Annotated in this window: 18 protein-coding genes and 2 pseudogenes; 9 read left to right on the top strand and 11 right to left on the bottom strand. The window is 62.4% G+C overall.

Features of this window, described 5'->3' with window-relative positions; all coding sequences use genetic code 11:
* Together HP499_RS09295 and HP499_RS09290 are read right to left on the bottom strand one after the other, a co-directional pair.
* Positions 1–686, bottom strand: a 686-nt coding sequence (locus HP499_RS09295) for an MFS transporter (protein WP_172323803.1), incomplete at its 3' end; no start/stop codon positions are given.
* Between the two features lie 355 nt (positions 687–1,041).
* Positions 1,042–1,890, bottom strand: a pseudogene (locus HP499_RS09290) (putative protein N(5)-glutamine methyltransferase).
* 182 nt (positions 1,891–2,072) lie between these two features.
* Here HP499_RS09290 and HP499_RS09285 point away from each other — a divergent pair.
* Together HP499_RS09285 and HP499_RS09280 are read left to right on the top strand one after the other, a co-directional pair.
* The gene (locus HP499_RS09285) at positions 2,073–2,306 is read left to right on the top strand and encodes a hypothetical protein (RefSeq protein WP_172323802.1); all 234 of its coding nucleotides are present in this window, start codon (positions 2,073–2,075) and stop codon (positions 2,304–2,306) included.
* 70 nt (positions 2,307–2,376) lie between these two features.
* Entirely contained in the window at positions 2,377–2,637 is a 261-nt protein-coding gene (locus tag HP499_RS09280; protein WP_172323801.1) for a hypothetical protein, read from the top strand.
* An 87-nt stretch (positions 2,638–2,724) separates the two neighbouring features.
* Here HP499_RS09280 and HP499_RS09275 read toward each other — a convergent pair whose 3' ends face one another.
* Positions 2,725–5,310, bottom strand: a complete 2,586-nt coding sequence (locus HP499_RS09275; protein ID WP_172323800.1) for an ATP-dependent DNA ligase — start codon at positions 5,308–5,310, stop codon at positions 2,725–2,727.
* A gap of 38 nt (positions 5,311–5,348) precedes the next feature.
* Between HP499_RS09275 and HP499_RS09270 the strand changes: the two are divergent.
* Positions 5,349–6,212: pseudogene (locus tag HP499_RS09270) on the top strand (Ku protein); the annotation flags it as partial.
* Positions 6,213–6,294: 82 nt separating this feature from the next.
* On the opposite strand, the gene HP499_RS09265 reads toward HP499_RS09270, so the two are convergent.
* From HP499_RS09265 to HP499_RS09255, 3 genes are read right to left on the bottom strand one after another with little or no spacing between them, the layout of a single operon-like run.
* A complete protein-coding gene (locus tag HP499_RS09265) occupies positions 6,295–6,561 on the bottom strand; it encodes a Rho termination factor N-terminal domain-containing protein (protein WP_172323798.1) in 267 nt (88 codons plus the stop codon).
* Positions 6,562–6,585: 24 nt separating this feature from the next.
* Positions 6,586–7,299 (bottom strand): DUF6766 family protein, encoded by a 714-nt coding sequence (locus HP499_RS09260; protein ID WP_172323797.1) that lies wholly within the window; start codon positions 7,297–7,299, stop codon positions 6,586–6,588.
* 5 nt (positions 7,300–7,304) lie between these two features.
* Positions 7,305–7,871: a DUF6328 family protein gene (locus HP499_RS09255; protein WP_253951494.1), complete on the bottom strand. Its 567-nt coding sequence runs from the start codon at positions 7,869–7,871 to the stop codon at positions 7,305–7,307.
* Positions 7,872–7,988: 117 nt separating this feature from the next.
* Between HP499_RS09255 and HP499_RS09250 the strand changes: the two genes are divergently transcribed.
* Positions 7,989–8,204, top strand: a complete 216-nt coding sequence (locus HP499_RS09250; RefSeq protein ID WP_172323796.1) for a hypothetical protein — start codon at positions 7,989–7,991, stop codon at positions 8,202–8,204.
* 106 nt (positions 8,205–8,310) lie between these two features.
* Here the strand turns inward: HP499_RS09250 and HP499_RS09245 are convergent, their stop codons facing one another.
* Positions 8,311–8,481 carry a hypothetical protein gene (locus HP499_RS09245; protein ID WP_172323795.1) on the bottom strand — a complete coding sequence of 57 codons (171 nt, stop codon included), beginning with the start codon at positions 8,479–8,481 and terminating at the stop codon, positions 8,311–8,313.
* A gap of 307 nt (positions 8,482–8,788) precedes the next feature.
* Here HP499_RS09245 and HP499_RS09240 point away from each other — a divergent pair, with 307 nt between their 5' ends.
* The 4 genes from HP499_RS09240 (at position 8,789) to HP499_RS09225 (ending at position 11,491) form a co-directional block, all read left to right on the top strand.
* On the top strand, positions 8,789–9,268 hold the full coding sequence (locus tag HP499_RS09240) for a Dps family protein (RefSeq protein ID WP_141283449.1): 480 nt from the start codon (positions 8,789–8,791) through the stop codon (positions 9,266–9,268).
* 41 nt (positions 9,269–9,309) lie between these two features.
* Positions 9,310–10,272, top strand: a complete 963-nt coding sequence (locus HP499_RS09235) for a DNA topoisomerase IB (protein ID WP_172323794.1) — start codon at positions 9,310–9,312, stop codon at positions 10,270–10,272.
* A 68-nt stretch (positions 10,273–10,340) separates the two neighbouring features.
* The gene (locus HP499_RS09230; RefSeq protein WP_172323793.1) at positions 10,341–10,898 is read left to right on the top strand and encodes a hypothetical protein; all 558 of its coding nucleotides are present in this window, start codon (positions 10,341–10,343) and stop codon (positions 10,896–10,898) included.
* Between the two features lie 5 nt (positions 10,899–10,903).
* Complete coding sequence (locus tag HP499_RS09225; protein ID WP_172323792.1) at positions 10,904–11,491, top strand: TetR/AcrR family transcriptional regulator; 588 nt, start codon at positions 10,904–10,906, stop codon at positions 11,489–11,491.
* 135 nt (positions 11,492–11,626) lie between these two features.
* Here HP499_RS09225 and HP499_RS09220 read toward each other — a convergent pair whose 3' ends face one another.
* The 4 genes from HP499_RS09220 to HP499_RS09205 form a co-directional block, all read right to left on the bottom strand.
* Positions 11,627–11,905 (bottom strand): HPr family phosphocarrier protein, encoded by a 279-nt coding sequence (locus HP499_RS09220; RefSeq protein ID WP_017197107.1) that lies wholly within the window; start codon positions 11,903–11,905, stop codon positions 11,627–11,629.
* A gap of 71 nt (positions 11,906–11,976) precedes the next feature.
* A complete protein-coding gene (locus tag HP499_RS09215) occupies positions 11,977–14,004 on the bottom strand; it encodes a fructose-specific PTS transporter subunit EIIC (protein ID WP_172323791.1) in 2,028 nt (675 codons plus the stop codon).
* Positions 14,001–14,993 (bottom strand): 1-phosphofructokinase family hexose kinase, encoded by a 993-nt coding sequence (locus HP499_RS09210; protein ID WP_172323790.1) that lies wholly within the window; start codon positions 14,991–14,993, stop codon positions 14,001–14,003. Before HP499_RS09210 ends, HP499_RS09215 begins: the two co-directional genes overlap by 4 nt.
* Entirely contained in the window at positions 14,990–15,781 is a 792-nt protein-coding gene (locus HP499_RS09205) for a DeoR/GlpR family DNA-binding transcription regulator (RefSeq protein ID WP_172323789.1), read from the bottom strand. The genes HP499_RS09210 and HP499_RS09205 overlap by 4 nt, the downstream gene beginning before the upstream one ends.
* A 726-nt stretch (positions 15,782–16,507) precedes the next feature.
* On the opposite strand from HP499_RS09205, the gene HP499_RS09200 reads away from it, so the two are divergent.
* The coding region (locus HP499_RS09200; protein ID WP_172323788.1) for a hypothetical protein at positions 16,508–16,876 on the top strand (369 nt) is incomplete at its 3' end.

Raw genomic sequence — 16,876 nt, 5'->3', positions numbered from 1 at the left:
CCCAGCGTGAGCTGCAGGACCGAAACCAGGGCGGCGCCGAGGGCGAAGCCGATGTAGCTGCCCATATCAAGGAAGCTGGCAAAGTAGCCGCGGCGCTTGTCCGGGGCGTACTCGCTGACAAAAGTGGTGGCACCGGCGTACTCGCCACCGGTGGAGAAACCCTGGATGAGCTTCAGGATCACCAGCAACGCGGCGGCCCAGATGCCGATCTGCGCGTAGCCGGGAAGGAGGCCGACGGCGAACGTACTTGCCGCCATGAGCATCAGTGTTGCTGCGAGCACCTTCTGGCGGCCCACCTTGTCGCCGAGCCAACCGAACACGACGCCACCGAGGGGGCGTGCGATGAAGGTTGCGGCGAAGGTGCCCAGAAGGAAGAGTGTCTGGACGGACTTGTCTGCTTCCGGCAGGAAGACAGGGCCCATGGTGGTGATGAGGTAGCCGAACACGCCGACGTCGTACCATTCCATGGTGTTGCCGACGATCGTGCCGCCGAGTGCTTTGCGCAGCATCGGCTTGTTCACCACATTGACGTCGGATTCTTTCAGCCGGCGCTTCGGGCGAAGCTTGGTCTTCTTTGTTGCGTTCTTTACTACGTTTGCGGCGCCCGTGGGGGCTGCCGCTTCCTGGTTTCCGGTGGCGTTCCTTGCGCCATCCGGAGAGACGGACGTGCTTTGGTCTATGGGCATTTGGGCTTCTCCTAGGGAGGTCATTTGCTTGCGACTTCTGCTGCCCCGCTCTGGGCAGGGTTTCAATTTTACGGGTTTTGGCCCGAAAACCCGAGTTGAGACCCGATTTTTGGGCTCTGAGAGGGTGCAAATTGCCTAGGTGTGTTGCATCTCATTACCCGCTCTTGCCCTGCAATCATGCGGATGTCAGGCCATTTTTGCCCTCGGGAGCACGTTGTTACCAAATTGTTTAGCTACACCCATGTAACGGGGCTGATTCGGGCCTAAAAGCTGACGGTTTGGGAACCGCGCTTAGGGGATGTTGTGCCAGAACTTCAGGCAGGCAAATTGCACGAGAACGGCCGACCCGGGTTGTTCAGTCGCTAGTTCCCGACTGCGAGCGTGATCCAATAACCAAGGTGGCGTCCAAGCCTTCATCGAAAACCACCTCCGGGAGCAACCCGGCTTCTGACATGATCCCCGCAGTGTGCCGCGACTGCTCCTGGGATGTTTCGATCAACAGCCACCCGCCCGGCGCCAACCACCCGGCTGCCCCCAGCGCAACCCGACGCTGGAGAACCAAACCGTCAGCGCCGCCGTCGAGCGCTAACCGCGGCTCATGGACTCGCGCCTCCTGCGGCATCATCTCGATGGCCCTGGTTGGAACATACGGCGCATTGGCGAGCAGCACGTCCACCTTCCCACGCAGTTCAAGGGGAGTGCCGCGTAAAGGTCGCCCTGGTGAACAGTGCCGCCGCGGGGCTCGATGTTGCGTCGCGCGCAGTGGACAGCGTCGGGATCGATGTCTGCCGCGTGCAACTCACTGCTTCCCAGAAGATCGCTGAGCGCGGCACCGATGGCCCCGGAACCGCAGCACAGATCCACGACGACGGCTCCGGGTTGGGCGATCATCGCTGCCACCCGCACCAGGAACTCCGTGCGACGCCGCGGGACGAACACACCGGGATCCACCGACATCCGCGTCCCGCAGAAATCAGCCCACCCCACGATGTGTTCCAAGGGCAGTCCGCTGAGCCGTTGATCCACCATGCGGCTGAGCTGGTCCGGATGGTGGGCGGCCTCGATGAGCAGTTGCGCTTCATCTTCCGCGAAAACACAGCCGGCGGCGCGCAGGGTGGCCGCAACGTCGGATCCCCGGGTCATGAAGGCCATGCTAGCCAAGGGGTTCCCAAAGTTCTCCGTTTTTGGTTAGGGTATGAGGCATGGGAACACTGATTTTTGAGTAGACCGGCCTTTGCCTGAGCGGCACAGCCGAGTTTCACCTGACAAAAATCCACGCCTGTTGAGGCCCTGCCTCCATGCCGTTCCCGTTCTCGATTCCTTTTCCCGAACCGCAACGACAGGGATACGTGTCTCTTCAGGACTCACACTTTTAGGAGTCCACATATGACTGCCAACCCTTCCGAAAACAACACCCCCGAGACCCCGGCGCAGGAGCCCGCAGCCAAGACCCCGGCTACCGGCGGTATCAAATCCAAGCTGACCGACGCCCAGAAGGCCATGCTGGCCAGCAAGTCCGGAGGCGGTGCGCCCGCCGGCTGGCAAAGCACGGGCAAGGGGCACAAGCCCACCTCCGCCAGCGGCAAGCAGGCCAAGACCGAGAAGAAGGTCCGCTGGTAAAAGCTGCGGACAGGTACAACCGGAAAAACAGGCACAACTGGAAATACAGGCACACTGGAAAGGAAGAACCATGACTGCGAATCACGAATCTGAACGCATCAATCCTGAGGTTGCTAGCCACTTGGTGGAGTCCATGGGCATGGCGCCGATGCCCGAGCCGACAACCATTGCCATCGCACTGGGCGCTGACCAGAGCAAGCAGTGGCCGGACGGCAACGGCAAACGCCGCCACCCGAAGGACCGCGACCAAGCCCACGGCCGCATGGGCCAGGGCGCAGCTGTGACGGCGATCCACAGGACAAGCCGCCCGCAGATGCCGCACTCCTCCTAACCGAACCAACCGCACCACCCGCGTAGCCAGCCCAACTGAGTGACAGCAAACGTCCCATTAAACCCTCAATAGAGCGTTATCTGTTACTCAGTTGGGCTGGCTTACGTCGTCAGGGGACTTGTCCGGACGCCAACCACGCCACACTGGATGACGTAGTCGGCCGGGCCCTGTCCATTCGCCGAACGTCACCTCGGCCACCAAGTCCGGGCTCACCCATCTGGCGCCCGCAGCGTCCTCCCGTGGAATGTCCGCGAAGGGGGAGTCGCTCACTGCCCGGGGCTCCAACTGCTCCATGACCTCGCGGAGTTGCCAGTCCTTGAAACCGGTGCCCACCCGGCCCACGTAGTGCAGCTTCCCGCCGTCGGGAATGCCCAGCAGCAGCGCACCGAACGTCCCGCTCCGTGCCCCGGCGCCCGGACGCCAACCGCCCACCACAACTTCCTGGCTTTGCTCCAGCTTGAGCTTGATCCAGGACCTGCTGCGGCGGCCGATCACATAACGGCTATCGGCCTTCTTTGCCATGACACCTTCCAGGCCAAGCTCGGCAGCGCTGGTCATGAGGTCCTCAACGTCGTGGTCCAACACTGCTGAAAGGTGCAGCGGGCAGCCTTTGCGTACACGCTCCGCAAACCCCGAAAGCTTCTCCCGGCGATCGCGGAACGGCAGCCCGCTCAAGTCCGTGCCGGCGTCGTAAAGAAGGTCGAACAGCATCAGTTGCACCGGAACGGTTGTGCGGGCACGTTCAATGTCCGCGGCTTTGACGAGGTTCATCCGGAGCTGCAACCGCCCGAAATCAGGCCTGGATCCCTTGCCGAGGGCCACGATTTCGCCGTCGGCCACGAAGTCGCCCTCCGGCCAGCAACCGCGGTCGGTCAGCTCAGGATAGGCGGCGGTGAGATCGTTTCCGTTACGGCTCATCAGGCGGATCCTGCCCTCGGTGCCGGTGATGATTGCCCGGATTCCGTCCCATTTCAGTTCATACAGCCAATCGTCGCCACGGAGATCAGCGGTGGTCCCGGAGGTAGCGAGCATGGGGGTGTAGTTCGGCATGGGTTGGGGCGCGGCAGGCGCGGCTGCCGGGGGCCGTGTCCCGGACTTCGACGAACTGGTGGAAGAAATTCTCCGACCCCCGGGCTGTTCCTTCATGAGGTGGATGAGCCAATTCTGACCAGTGTTGATGAGCGCGAACCGCTTGGTTCCACCCAGGCCACCACCGGGTTCGCCGGTGAGAGTAGCGATGACTTCCTTGCCGTCCCGCCACTTCTCACACGTGTACTCGCCGCGATCCCAGATGGTCATGGTTCCAGCCCCGTATTCACCCTTGGGAATGACGCCCGCGAAGTTCGCGTATTCCATGGGGTGGTCTTCGGTGTGCACGGCAAGGTTGTTCCGGTCGGGGGTCTCAGGGACACCCCGCGGCAACGCCCACGACGCCAGGACGCCGTGGTGCTCCAACCGAAGGTCCAAGTGATAGCGCCGGGCGTGGTGCTCCTGGATGACGAAGATGCCGCCAGGTGGCGGAAGGTCTCCGGGTTTGGGCTGATCGGAGGACTCCGCGGTTTGCGGGGAACCAGCGGACGACGACGGAAACGGCTCCGGGGTTTTCTGCGGATCGCGCATCCCGACGTATTTGGCGAGACGATTCTCCACCGTCACCACCCGCTCGCGGGAACGGCCGGGACCGCTGGTGCTGGAACTGGTGCCGGAACCGCTGGTGCCGGGACCGCTTGAAGCAGCACCGCCGTCGTCGTCCTTCTCATCCTCGCCGTGAGGTGGAAGGTGCCGCTCGGAAATCGGGGCGAAGTGGTCCTTGCCCGTCCTGACGCGCTTCATGACGGCCAAGTAGTCGAGGTGGTCCAGCGAAGGGGAGGCGAGCTCGCGCCACGTGCGGGGCGCAGCGACTGTGGGGTGGGCCTTTCCGCGCAGCGAATAGGGGACGATGGTGGTCTTGTTGCCACTGTTCTGGCTCCAGTCCACCAACACTTTTCCGTGGCGGAGGGACTTCTTCATATCGCTGACCACCAGTTCCGGGTGGTCCGATTCCAAAGCGCGGGCGAGTTCTTTGGCGAAGCCGGACACTTGCTCGGACTTCAGGGTTCCGTCGAGGCCGGTATAGAGGTGGATTCCCTTGCTGCCGCTGGTGACTGGGACAGGATCCATGCCCATGTCCTGCAGGATGGAACGGGCCAGCCTGGCTACTTCGACGCACTCAGGCAGTCCGGCGCCGGGCCCGGGATCGAGGTCCAGGACGAAGCGGTCCGGCCGGAGCGGCTTCCCTGAAGGATCCACTTGCCACTGCGGAACGTGGATCTCGAGGGACGCGATCTGGGCCATCCAGGTGAGCGTGGCCAGGTTGTTGACCATGGGATAGACGTTGGTGTGGTCCGAATGCTCAATGGCGGCACGGGGAATCCATTTCGGCGCAGAGTCCTCGAGGTTCTTTTGGAAGAACACCTGGCCGGGATTTTCGGCGGTGCCCACCCCATTGACCCAGCGCTTACGGGTGACAGGCCGGTTGGCCGCGGCAGGAATCAGGAAAGGTGCCACGGCGGCGTAATACTCCAGCACTTCGGCCTTGGTGGTGCCGGTTTCCGGGTAGACGATTTTCCCCAGGTTGGTGAGGGTGAGTTCGTGGCCTTCCACGTTCACGCGCTCTTGTTGCTTGCCTGCCACCTCTTCTCCTCTGCTGTGTTGTGCTGTTGACTGGGTGCATGAGGGCCATATGGAAGGGATCTATCGCGTTCGGTCTGGTCAACGTACCAGTGAAGCTCTACAGTGCCACGGAGGATCACGATATAAGCCTGCACCAAGTCCACAATAAGGACGGCGGGCGCATTCGGTACCAGCGAAAATGCGAAATTTGCGGCGAAGTTGTGGCGTACGAGGATATTGATAAGGCCTACGAAGAAGAGGGCCGCACGGTGGTCCTGACGTCGACCGAATTGAAATCGTTGCCGGAAGAGAACAGCCGCGAAATTGAGGTGGTGGAGTTTATCCCCGCCGATCAGCTGGACCCCATCATGTACGAGCGCAGCTATTTCCTGGAGCCGGACTCCAAATCGCCCAAGGCGTACATGCTGCTCCGGCAGACACTCGAGGACACGGACAGGATCGCAATCGTCCAATACGCGTTGCGGCAGAAGACCCGTTTGGGGGCGCTGCGGGTGCGTGGGGACGTGTTGTTGCTGCAAGCGTTGCTGTGGGGCGACGAGGTCCGGGAGGCCAAATTCCCGTCCTTGGAGACTGATATCAAGATCTCCGACAAGGAATTGGAAATGTCCTCGGCCCTGGTGGAATCCATGGCCCACGACTTTGACCCCGATGAATATACCGATGACTATCAAGTGCAGCTCCGAACACTGATCGAGGCCAAACTGGAAAAGGGCGAGGCCCTGGATACCGAGGCCACCTTCGGTGCCGTGGAAGGCGAAGGCGAGGGCGGCGACGTCATCGACCTCATGGAAGCCCTCAAGCGCAGCCTGGACAAGAAACGCGGCAAGGAAAAAGCGGACGACGACGCCGCTGCCGCCGGCAAAACTGCCACCAAACCAAAGGCGCGGGCCAAGAAAAAGGCGTGAACCGGCGTCGTAAATAAATCCATCAGAATCCAAGAAAGCAGCGGCCGCCGTACAAGCGGCCGCTGCTTTTTAGCCGCTGTCAGTGATTTCTCAGCATGGAGATAAGCTCGGATTTCTTCTTATCCGAATACCCTTTGAGGCCTAATTCCTTGGCGCGGGACTTCAGCTTGCCTACCGTCCAGTCCTCGTAATCACCGGACTTTCCACCCTTGCTTCCTATTTCCTTGCGCCCCTTGGCCGCTGCTGCGTTGGAGACGCGGGCTGCTTTCTCCTTGGACGCCCCATCTTCGCGGAGCTCTTCATAAAGTTCGGGGTCCTTCAAGCTGGAGTTTTTCTTGCCTGGCATGATGTGTTCCTTTCCCGGATGTGGCTAGGCGCCAGTCTCGTAGTGGGGCTCTGCAACCGGCTTTGACTCCGGCGAGCCCCTCTCCCGGAGGTAGACGGAGGCTCCTACCAGCACGGCGACGGCCAGGAACTCGCTTTGCCAGTTCTGGAAGGACTCGAACCAGAACTGGCTGGAACCCATGTACTCCCAGGTGGAGACCTCGGGGAGGCCGTGGCTGCGTTGTTCGTCGTTGTAGGCGGCCGTACCGCCGAATGCGTGCAAGGTGAAGGAGAGCAGGAAAAGCAGGCTCAGGAGGCCGGAAAGCGAGTGCTCATAGACCTTCAGGACCCAGCCGCCCCGGCGTACCGGCCACGGGGTCTTAGCGGTCATTTTGGCGTCGCGAGGGTCCTCATCCTGGGGTGCGTCCTTGTCCACGGGCTTCGATTCGGAGGAGCCTCTTTGGAAGAGGAACACCGTCAGGACCACGTACATGGCCATCTGGAGGAACTCCGATTCCCAGTTCTCGAAGACGGCTTCCCAGAAATTTCCTGAGGTCAGGAAATCAGAAATGCCCGTTGCCGGCTGCCCGTGCGCTTGTTGTTCTTCGCTGTAGCTGGCGGCTCCTGAAATGATCATTCCGCCGAGGAAAACGAAGAACAGGCCCGCGTTGACCAGCAACAAGCCGTGGTCCTTGACCCAATGGCGCTCAGGCTTCTTGTCCTTGCCGGGTGCCTGGTGATCTTGAGCAGGTCGCAGCATCTTGGTCACACCTCTCTGGAATCTCCGCCGTTGCCGTTGGCATAGCCGTTGCCATTTCCGTTGCCATTTTCGTTGCCGTGTCCGTTGCGGACGGCACGGCGATGCAGCCACAAGGGGGCGCCTACTACCAGCAGCAGCAGCACCAGGATGATGAAGCTGGCCGCCACAATGCCCGCGGTCCGGCCCGCAACGAAGTCGAACACCAAGGTGGCTGAACCCACGATCAGGAGTGCCACACCGCCCAAAGCCCACTTGGTGACGACGTCGGCGCTCGAAACCAGCGTGGCCTTGAGCCCTCGCCGGAACAACCGCCGATGAACGCTGACCGGCAGGACAATCAGGACGGTGGTCAGCGCTGCCACCATCACGTTGAACAGGTACAGGCTGCGTTGCCAGTCGTCCAACTCTTCGAAGCGTTCTTGGAAGGGCAGCGTCAGCAGGAAGCCGCCCAGAATCTGGACCCCGGTTTGGAGTACCCGCAATTCCTGGATGAGTTCCATCCAGTTGCGGTCCATACGTTCCTCAAGGGATTCGTTGCGACCGGTTCTGGGAGCCTGCTCCGGCTCTACCATCTGTGCACCTCCATGGTGGTTTTTGGTGGACGACGACCATACACGGGACTACGGTCGAACTGTCAGCATTCCTCGATCTTCCATCGGGGCCTCATCGCCATTTCCAAGGAGGAAGCAATGAGCCAGGACGAACACCGCGTGGACCCGGAGAGCGAACCCGGCGGCTACGGCACCCCCACCCCCGAACAGGAAATGCCTGGTCAGGGTGATGAACGCGAGACCCCTGAACGGCCGGCCCAAGGAGTCCCCGACACTCCTGGTGACGAGTTCCCCACGCCCCGGGATCCCGATGCGGCCCCACCGCCCTCGGCCACTGGTGACGGCCCGGGCTGAGCCGGATGCCGGAGGGCTGCTCCCACCGCACTTGCAGTGGTGGGAACAGCCCTCATGGTCTGTAAGTGCCGGTGAAGTGCCCGGGGAGCGGGTGCGGCCGCGTTGCCTATACCGTGTGTCCCCTGCGGCCCGACATGAAGCTCAACAACCAGCCAATGGCTGCGACGACGAGGAGGATGACGCCTACCCACAGCAGCCAACTGAGGGCTTCGGTGAAGCCGCCTACCAAGAGAAGAACAATTGCCACTACGCCGGCAATGATCAGAAGTGTATTCATGGTCAGCACATTCCTTTCCAAGGGAATCTTTGATGTATCGCTGATTCCCGAGTATGCATTCCGATTTACTTCAATTGAGTTATGCCGGCACTTCGAGGCGTTTGGCGGCCTCAAAGTGCCTTTAACGCTATTACCGGGCGAAGCTCCCTTGGGGTGGAGTTCGCCAGTTGTGAACACTAACACTACTCATTGTACTACTAAGCATCCTTATGAAAGGCTTATGGCAGTCGTCACTTGATGATTGGGCAGCTACCGCAGACATTTTGCGGTGCATTTTGGCTCACATGAACGTCTATGAGAGGAACACATGAAAGCGTCACAGCAGCTTGCAGACAACCTTCAGATCGTCCTGACCGACCTCATCGAGCTGCAGCTCCAAGGGAAGCAGGCGCACTGGAACATTGTGGGACCGAACTTCCGCGATCTCCACCTCCAGCTGGACGAGCTGGTCCTTGCTACGCGCCAGTTCGCTGACGACACCGCTGAGCGCATGCGTGCGCTCCATGCCCTGCCGGACGGACGCAGCGCCACCATCGCCAAGGGCACGCGCCTGGAAGAATTCCCCGCCGGCCTGGTCAACACCAAGAACGCCGTCAAGCTGGTCACCGACCGCGTAGAGCGTGCTGTCCAGACCATGCGCGATGTCCATGACGAAGTGGATGAGGAAGACCCCACGACGGCGGACCTGCTGCACGCGTTTATCTCGCGCCTTGAGCAGCTGGTCTGGATGATCAACGCCGAAATCATGAATGCCGGCGCTGCCGTGACGGATCCGGACGAGGCCTAGAAACTGCAGGACCGGCTGAACACGGGTAGGGCTGGCGAAACATGCCACGGCTCAAGCGCAGTGACCTGTCCAAGCCCGGAATTGTCCGCCGCAAGGTAGGAAAAGGGTTCAGCTACCGGCATCCGGACGGGAGCCTGGTCAGCAAAGAGGATCGCCGGCGCATCAATGCGCTGGCGATCCCGCCTGCGTGGACCGATGTATGGATCAGCCCTTTTGAGAACGGGCACATCCTGGCCACGGGCATCGATGATGCCGGTCGCAGCCAGTACATCTACCACCCCACGTGGCGGGAGCGGAAGGACACCGAGAAGTTCATCAGGGCCGCCAAGCTTGGCTTGGTCCTGCCGACAATCCGGCGTAACGTCACCCTCCACCTGCAGGGCACCGATAACCCACGGCAACAGACACTCGCCGCTGCCGTACGGTTGATGGACCTTGGCGCGCTCCGCGTTGGCTCCGAGGTGTACATGAAGCAGAACGGTTCCTATGGGCTCACCACACTCCGTTGCCGCCATGCACGGGTTGAAGGGCAGGATGTCTTCCTGAAGTTCCCCGGGAAAAGCGGCCAGCTGTGGGACAGGTCCATCCACGATCCCTCGCTGGCAGCCTTTTTGGAACCACTCGCCCAGCGCCCGGGCAAGGAGCGCCTGCTCGCCTACTTTGCGGAGGGGACCTGGGTCTCCGTGGACGCGTCAATGATCAACGAATATCTGCGAGGCATCACAGGCGACGCTTATTCTTCCAAGGATTTCCGGACGTGGAAGGGTACCGCAGCTGCGGCGCTTTGCCTCATCAAATCAGGCCACAAGGGCACACCCCGCCAAGCGATCGTGAGGGCAATCAAGGAAGCCTCGGAACTGCTGGGAAACACCCCGTCCGTGGCCCGATCCTCGTACGTGGACCCTCGCGTCATTGAGGCCTACCTCGCGGACCAGCTCAAGGAAGTGAAGCCCACTGAGGCTTCCGTTGCCGCCTTCCTGAACGGCGAAACGCCGAGGTCTTAGCTCTGCGAACTTTGTGAGTACACTCGTACTAATAAAGATCGGAATGAACAAGCTTTGGGGAGCAGTAAATGATTCTGATGGCGATCGTGGCGTGCGAAATTGCATTCTGGGTGGCAATTATCGCCGGACTCGCAGCGAGGTACCTCCTGCGGAGGCCCCGCCTTGGTGCGGCCCTCCTGATCCTTGCTCCGGTGATCGACGCCGTCCTGCTCGCCCTGGTGGCAGTGGACCTGCTCGGCGGAGGAACGGCCTCATGGCACCACGGACTGGCCGCGATCTACATCGGCGTCTCCATTGCATATGGCAAACGCATGGTTGCATGGGCGGACGGACATTTCCATCACCGATTTGCCGGTGGACCTGCACCTGAACGACTCACGGGAACCCGCTACACGGTCAAATGCTGGCGGGATGTGCTTTTGACTGCGTTGGCGGTGGCTATCGCTGCGGGGACACTGGGAGGCATCATCTTCCTGGTCAATGATGCAGAACGAACCTCGGCACTCTCCGGCTTCTTTCGCATCCTGGGAATCATCTTCGCCATCGACTTCCTTTGGGCTGTGAGCTACACGATCTGGCCAAAGAAAGCCGCCCGCCCTTTGCCCGCTGCTGCTTCTTCGAACTGAACACCATGCCCCGCAGAATCGACGCCGAAGCACGCACTGCCGAGATTGCGGAGGCCTCTTTACGTGTCCTTGAACGCGATGGGCTGGCGGGCTTGTCGGTGCGCGGCGTCGCAGCGGAAGCGGGTATTGCTGCTGCCTCGTTGCGGCGGTCATTTGCCACACAGCACGCCCTCCGGGAGTACTGCCTGCAACTCATCGAGGACCGGGTCACCGCCAGGATCTCCGCACTTGAGCTGACCGGCCGCGCCCTGGTTGACGGGCTGCTGCTGCAGTTGCTTCCCCTCGACAAAGAGCGGCGCCTGGAACTGGTGGCGCAAGTCCAACTCGGCGTTCTTTCGCTCACCGACAACCGGCTCCGTCCTCCGGCGATCAGGCTGAGCGAGGGAGTAGATCGCGCGTGCCACGCAGCCGTGCAGATCCTGATCGAGGCGGGCCTGTTCAACGAGCAGCGCGACCCTGGGTACGAAGCGCAGCGGCTGCGGGCACTCCTGGATGGAATCGCCATGCGTGGACTGTGGAGCGGGGAGTTGCCGGCATCGAGCCACATGCCCGGCCTGCTCACCCGCCATCTCGACTCGCTCGCCAATCCGTAGGCCTTCCGCCGGAGTGCGGATGAAGGCGTATCAAGGACCATAGCTGCACTCCCGCTGACAACAACAAAAGAGCCTGGCGACACCCGAATCCGGGTGTCGCCAGGCTCTTTGCGCGGCGCTGAGTGTGGAGTCTCCCTACTCGGCGTCGTGGTCCGTTTCCAGGATCTTCACCAGGCTGTCCAGGGCGGCGTCCGCACCTTCGCCTTCGGCGCGCAGCACTACAACGTCGCCGTGGGATGCGCCCAGGCTCATCAGGGACAGGATGCTGGCCGCGTCCATGGCGTCGTCGGCAGGTTCACCCTGGCGGGCGATGGTGACATCAAGGTCCAGGTCTCCCGCGGCCTCGGCAAAAATTGCTGCGGGGCGGGCGTGGAGGCCGACGCGGCTTGCGATGGTGGCTGTACGTTCTGGCATTGGTGCTCCTCTTTGTGAAGGGGTGGCTGTGGTGAAGGGTGGCTTTGTGGGAAGTCTAGACCGTTGGAAGCCTAGACGCTGACGGTTGCCGGGGCGGCTTCCGCTTCTACCGGCTTCTTGACCGCAAAGCGCTTGAGGGCAATGACGGCCAAGGCGCTGACCACCATGCCGGCGACGATGGCGATGATGAACATCGGCAGGTTGCCAATGGCGAAGAAGACGAAGAAGCCGCCGTGCGGTGCCTGGGACGTTACTCCGGTGGCCATGCAGAGTGCGCCGGTGAGGGCGCCGCCCACCATGCTGGCCGGGATGACGCGCAACGGGTCGGTTGCGGCGAAGGGGATGGCACCTTCGGAGATGAAGGAAGCACCCAGCAGCCAGGCGGCCTTGCCGTTTTCACGCTCGTTGAGGGTGAAGAGCTTCTTGTTCAGGACCGTAGCAAGGGCCATGGCCAGCGGAGGAACCATGCCGGCTGCCATCACTGTGCCCATGATCAGCCATGGTGCCTGGTTGTCGGCGCTGCCCGCGGTCAAGCCGGCTACTGCGAAGGCGTAGGCAACCTTGTTGACCGGGCCGCCGAGGTCGAAGCACATCATGAGACCAAGGATGATGCCCAGAACCACTGCTGAAGCACCGCTCATGCCCGTGAGCCAGTTGTTCAGAGCCAGGGTAAGGCCGGCGATGGGGCCGCCGAGGACCAGGAACATCAAGCCTGAAGCAAAGATCGAACCGAGAAGGGGGATGATCACCACGGGCATCAACCCACGGAGCCAGCGCGGTACCTGCCAGGTGCCGATCAAGTAAGCGATGTAACCGGCCAGCAGACCGCCGATGATGCCGCCGAGGAACCCTGCGTCCATGAAGCTGGCCACGGCTCCGGCAACGAAACCGGGCGCAATACCCGGCCGGTCGGCGATGGCGTAGGCGATGTAACCGGCCAGCGCCGGGACCAGGAAGCCCATGGACAGGGCACCGATCTTGAACGCCACTGCACCGAGGTAGATGGACAGCCCGCCTTCAGGAAGGTTGGTGAAGTTGTTCTCCAGCACCACCTTGTCGGCCACTTCAGTGATGTCGTAACCGCCCAGCAGGAAGCCCAGTGCAATCAGCAGGCCACCGCCGGCGACGAATGGAATCATGTAGCTCACGCCGGTGAGGAGGGCGCGCTTCAGCTTCTGGCCGATGTGCTCACCCTTTTCCTCTTCCGCGCGCTCTGCCTGCTCTTCAGCTCCGGCATGGGGGACGCGGCGTGCACGGGGATCCTCCGCGGCTGCCAGTGCTTCCTCCACCATCTTGGTGGGTTCGTCGATGCCACGCTTTACCGGTGCATTGATGACAGGCTTGCCGGCGAACCGCTCCTTGCCGCGAACGTCGACATCCACGGCGAAGATCACTGCGTCAGCTGCGGCGATCACTGCCGGGTCAAGTGGCTTGGCCCCCGAGGAACCCTGGGTCTCAACCTGGAGGTCGACGCCCATTTCCTTGGCAGCAGCAACCAGCGAGTCAGCCGCCATGTACGTGTGGGCAATACCCGTGGGGCAAGCTGTTACGGCCACAATGCGCTTTGGTGCGGCAGTCGTCGTCGTGCCCGTGGCAGGGCTGGCAGCAGCGGCAGGTGCGGTATCCGCCGCCGGAGCAGCCGCAGGCTTGTCGGCCAGTGCGCCGTCCACGAGGTCTACGATGTCCTGCTCGGTGGCTGCCGCACGCAGCGCCGCCGTGAAGTCCTTTTTGATGAGCGAGCGAGCCAGTTTGGACAGCAGCTTCAAGTGTTCCTGGTCCGCGCCGTCCGGGGCTGCGATGAAGAAGATGAGGTCTGCGGGCCCGTCCTTGGCGCCGAAGTCCACCTTGTGGGACAGCCGGGCCATGGCCAATGCAGGCTCTTGGACCGCAGCGGAGCGGCAGTGCGGGATGGCGATGCCGCCGGGGACGCCGGTGGCGGTCTTCTGCTCCCGGGCGAAGGCGTCGGCGAAGAGGCCTTCAACCTCGGAAGCACGGCCGGAGGCGGCAACTTTGCCGGCCAGGACGCGGATGACGTCGGCGGGGGAGTCGCCCAGGTTTTGGTCGAGGGTGACCAATTGGGGTGTGATCAGCTGGGTCACTGTGAGTCCTTTTGGAGGGCCGTGATGGTTACGGCATCGGGGGTTGTTTGGTGGACTGCCGGGACGGTGGAGCCCGGCAGGGAAGCAGCAGCGGCACCGTGCGCCACGGCTTGACGAAGGCAGTCCTGTGCGGATCCGCCCTGGGTTGCAGCCAGCAAATAGCCGGCCAGTGCAGAGTCCCCGGCGCCTACCGTGCTGACGGCTTGGATGGGCGGATGCGTGGCAAGCCATGCTCCGTCCGCCGTCACCAGGATTGCTCCCTTGGACCCGAGTGTTGCGAGAACAGCGCCTACACCGCTGGCGACGACGGCGGCTGCGGCTTCAGCGGCTTTGGCCGGATCCGCTTCCAGTTCGTCAGCTGTGGAGACGTTGGTGAAACCGGCGGCGGCGGCAAGCTCGGCGAGCTCTTCCGCGTTCGGCTTGAGCAGGTCCGGCTTTCCCGAAGCGTCGCCCACCAAGGCGGCCGCGAGCGGCGCCCCGGAGGAGTCGATGGCGATCCGGGGGGCCGCCGTTCCGTCCGCGTTCGACCTGAGCCGACGAGCGATGGTGGCGTAATAATCCGCAGGCACCCCGGGTGGGAGTGATCCTGCGAGAACCACCCAGCCGGCGCCACGGGAGCGCTCCAACAACAGCCCGATCAGGGCTTCCTGCTGGTCACCGCTCAGTTCCGGGCCGGGTTCGTTGATCTTGGTGGTGACGCCGTCCGGTTCGGTGAGCGTGACGTTGCTGCGCAGCGCCTGACCGATGGGTAGCGCGGCGAACGGCACGCCGGCGTCGTGCAGTCCGGAAAGGACCGGGTCCGAGTCCGCGCCCGGAAGGACTGCCAGCGTGTCCAAACCGGAGGCCACCAGCGCCCGGGAAACGTTGACGCCCTTCCCGCCGGATTCCTGGTGGACGGCTACCGCGCGCTGCACCTCGCCGCGAGCCAGGGCCCCGGGGAGTTCCACCGTGCGGTCAAGGCTGGGGTTGGCGGTCAAGGTGATGATCATGCGATCACCACGTCGACGCCGGCATCTGCCAGGGCTGCGGCGAGTTCCGCGGAGGGTTCGCTGTCTGTAATCAAGGTGTCAACATCCTTCAAGGTGGCGAACTGGACCAGTGTTTCGGCGTCCAGTTTGGAAGAGTCGGCCAGGGCCACCACGCGGCGGGCTGAGGTGACGAAGGCGGCCTTGACGGCTGCTTCCTCAGGATCCGGAGTGCTGAGGCCGAAGGTTGCGTGGATGCCGTTGGCACCCACAAAAGCGATGTCGGGGCGAAGCTTGCAAGCGGCCTCCACGGTGGACTGCCCGACGGCGGCCTGCGTCAGTCCGCGGACACGCCCACCAAGGATCTGGAGTGCTATGCCCTGTGTGGAGGAGAGCTTGCCGGCAATGGGGATGGCGTGGGTAATGACCACGAGTTCATCGTTTCCGTTGGCCGACGGCGTCCGCTGGGCCAGGAGATCGGCGAGGGTTTCCGTGGTGGAACCTGCGTCAAGGAGGACACTGCCGGTGGTGAGCTCCGGGATCAGGGCCAGTGCGGCGTTGGCGATACGGGATTTTTCCACCTGGCGCTGGACGGCCCGTTCGAGGATGCTTTCTTCGCGGGTGCTCAGGCGGTCCGAGGGGACGGCGCCGCCATGGACGCGCCGGAGGTTTCCCGAGACTTCGAGGGCCGCGAGGTCACGGCGGACTGTCTCAGTGGTGATGCTGAAACGGTCGGCGAGGTCAGTGACGCTCACCCGTCCGCGCTCTGCGACGAGTGCGGAGATCAGTTGCTGGCGTTCTTCGGCGAACACTTACCCTCCATAGGTCAAGCTGCTTCCTGGGCAGCCACATCAGTGACTGCTGTCACAACGATGTGGAATTGCTTGACTCTATCTTTGTTTATGTTGGTAAGTCAAGGGAAACCAACATAAACAAAGATTGGAGGGTTGGCGAGTGGACACAACAAAGGGCATGCCATGCTCCCTGTAGCGCGACATGCCCTCGTTCGGATCCTGACTGGGGGATTTGCCAGGATCCGGTCCATGGGTTGACCGGTCCCTTATGTCAGGGGCGCCGGTTGTTCGCCCTTTCCGGGCGGGGAAGGAACCGCAGGTCCCGGCGTTGGGTCCGGAACGGGCGGCGGGCCCGGCTCCGGCAGCGGTACAGGCTCGGGTGTAGGCCCGGGTTCACGGGTTGGATCAGTCCCCGGCCCCCGCGAGGGGTCTGGATGAGAGGGGTCCGGCGGGAACCCGCTCATGGTCAGGCACTCCTTCGACGCGACGAATGTTGGGGTCGCAGGCTTTCGGGAACAGAGGACGGGTACCGGCTGGAATCCCATCCCGAACTCCGGTAATCGATAGGCAGGTTGTCTGGATCCGGCGGGTCAGGAAGTTTCCGCCGGGCAGCCGGCCTGAGCTGCGAGCCCGTTGTTGAAGAGTCTTTCCTCTGTGATTCCGTGTGCATGCTATCCCTCCCGGTAGCTCCAGAAATGGTGTGGCCGCTGTTCCTCATTCCGGAATCTCCATGCGGAATCCGCAATGGCATCCAAGGATGCGGGTGTTGATAAGGACCTCGTACATCCGCAGCTGGCCACCTGGTTTCAGGACCAAGGGGGCTTGGATCCTGCGAAGCTCGCAGCTCTTGGTTTTCATGGGTTCGCCGCAGTGCAGGTACTGCCCGCCGAACTGGAGCACGCCTTGATTGACGCCCGGACGGTTCAGTATCAGCGCCACCCTCTGGACAGAGGCCACCTGTTGGTAGGCGTACCTGCAGGTATGGCACTCGTAGGTGACTTCAACCATGTTTGGCGCGGGTGGGTAGTGCGATTGGATGGAATTCACCAGCAGGTGCTTGTCCGTATTGCAGTGTTGGCACCACAAGGGCTCGTCAGGCGGTTGGTGGGCTTC

The organism is Paenarthrobacter sp. CM16 (assembly GCF_013179505.1).
Lineage (GTDB): Bacteria > Actinomycetota > Actinomycetes > Actinomycetales > Micrococcaceae > Arthrobacter.
This window is presented reverse-complemented; position numbering and strand designations above follow the sequence as displayed.

Coding starts and splice junctions, on each gene's coding strand:
- HP499_RS09285 (WP_172323802.1), top strand. CDS start 2,073: ATGACTGCCAACCCTTCCGAAAACAACACCCCCGAGACCCCGGCGCAG.
- HP499_RS09280 (WP_172323801.1), top strand. CDS start 2,377: ATGACTGCGAATCACGAATCTGAACGCATCAATCCTGAGGTTGCTAGC.
- HP499_RS09265 (WP_172323798.1), bottom strand. CDS start 6,561: ATGCCAGGCAAGAAAAACTCCAGCTTGAAGGACCCCGAACTTTATGAA.
- HP499_RS09260 (WP_172323797.1), bottom strand. CDS start 7,299: ATGCTGCGACCTGCTCAAGATCACCAGGCACCCGGCAAGGACAAGAAG.
- HP499_RS09255 (WP_253951494.1), bottom strand. CDS start 7,871: ATGGTAGAGCCGGAGCAGGCTCCCAGAACCGGTCGCAACGAATCCCTT.
- HP499_RS09250 (WP_172323796.1), top strand. CDS start 7,989: ATGAGCCAGGACGAACACCGCGTGGACCCGGAGAGCGAACCCGGCGGC.
- HP499_RS09245 (WP_172323795.1), bottom strand. CDS start 8,481: ATGAATACACTTCTGATCATTGCCGGCGTAGTGGCAATTGTTCTTCTC.
- HP499_RS09240 (WP_141283449.1), top strand. CDS start 8,789: ATGAAAGCGTCACAGCAGCTTGCAGACAACCTTCAGATCGTCCTGACC.
- HP499_RS09235 (WP_172323794.1), top strand. CDS start 9,310: ATGCCACGGCTCAAGCGCAGTGACCTGTCCAAGCCCGGAATTGTCCGC.
- HP499_RS09230 (WP_172323793.1), top strand. CDS start 10,341: ATGATTCTGATGGCGATCGTGGCGTGCGAAATTGCATTCTGGGTGGCA.
- HP499_RS09225 (WP_172323792.1), top strand. CDS start 10,904: ATGCCCCGCAGAATCGACGCCGAAGCACGCACTGCCGAGATTGCGGAG.
- HP499_RS09220 (WP_017197107.1), bottom strand. CDS start 11,905: ATGCCAGAACGTACAGCCACCATCGCAAGCCGCGTCGGCCTCCACGCC.
- HP499_RS09210 (WP_172323790.1), bottom strand. CDS start 14,993: ATGATCATCACCTTGACCGCCAACCCCAGCCTTGACCGCACGGTGGAA.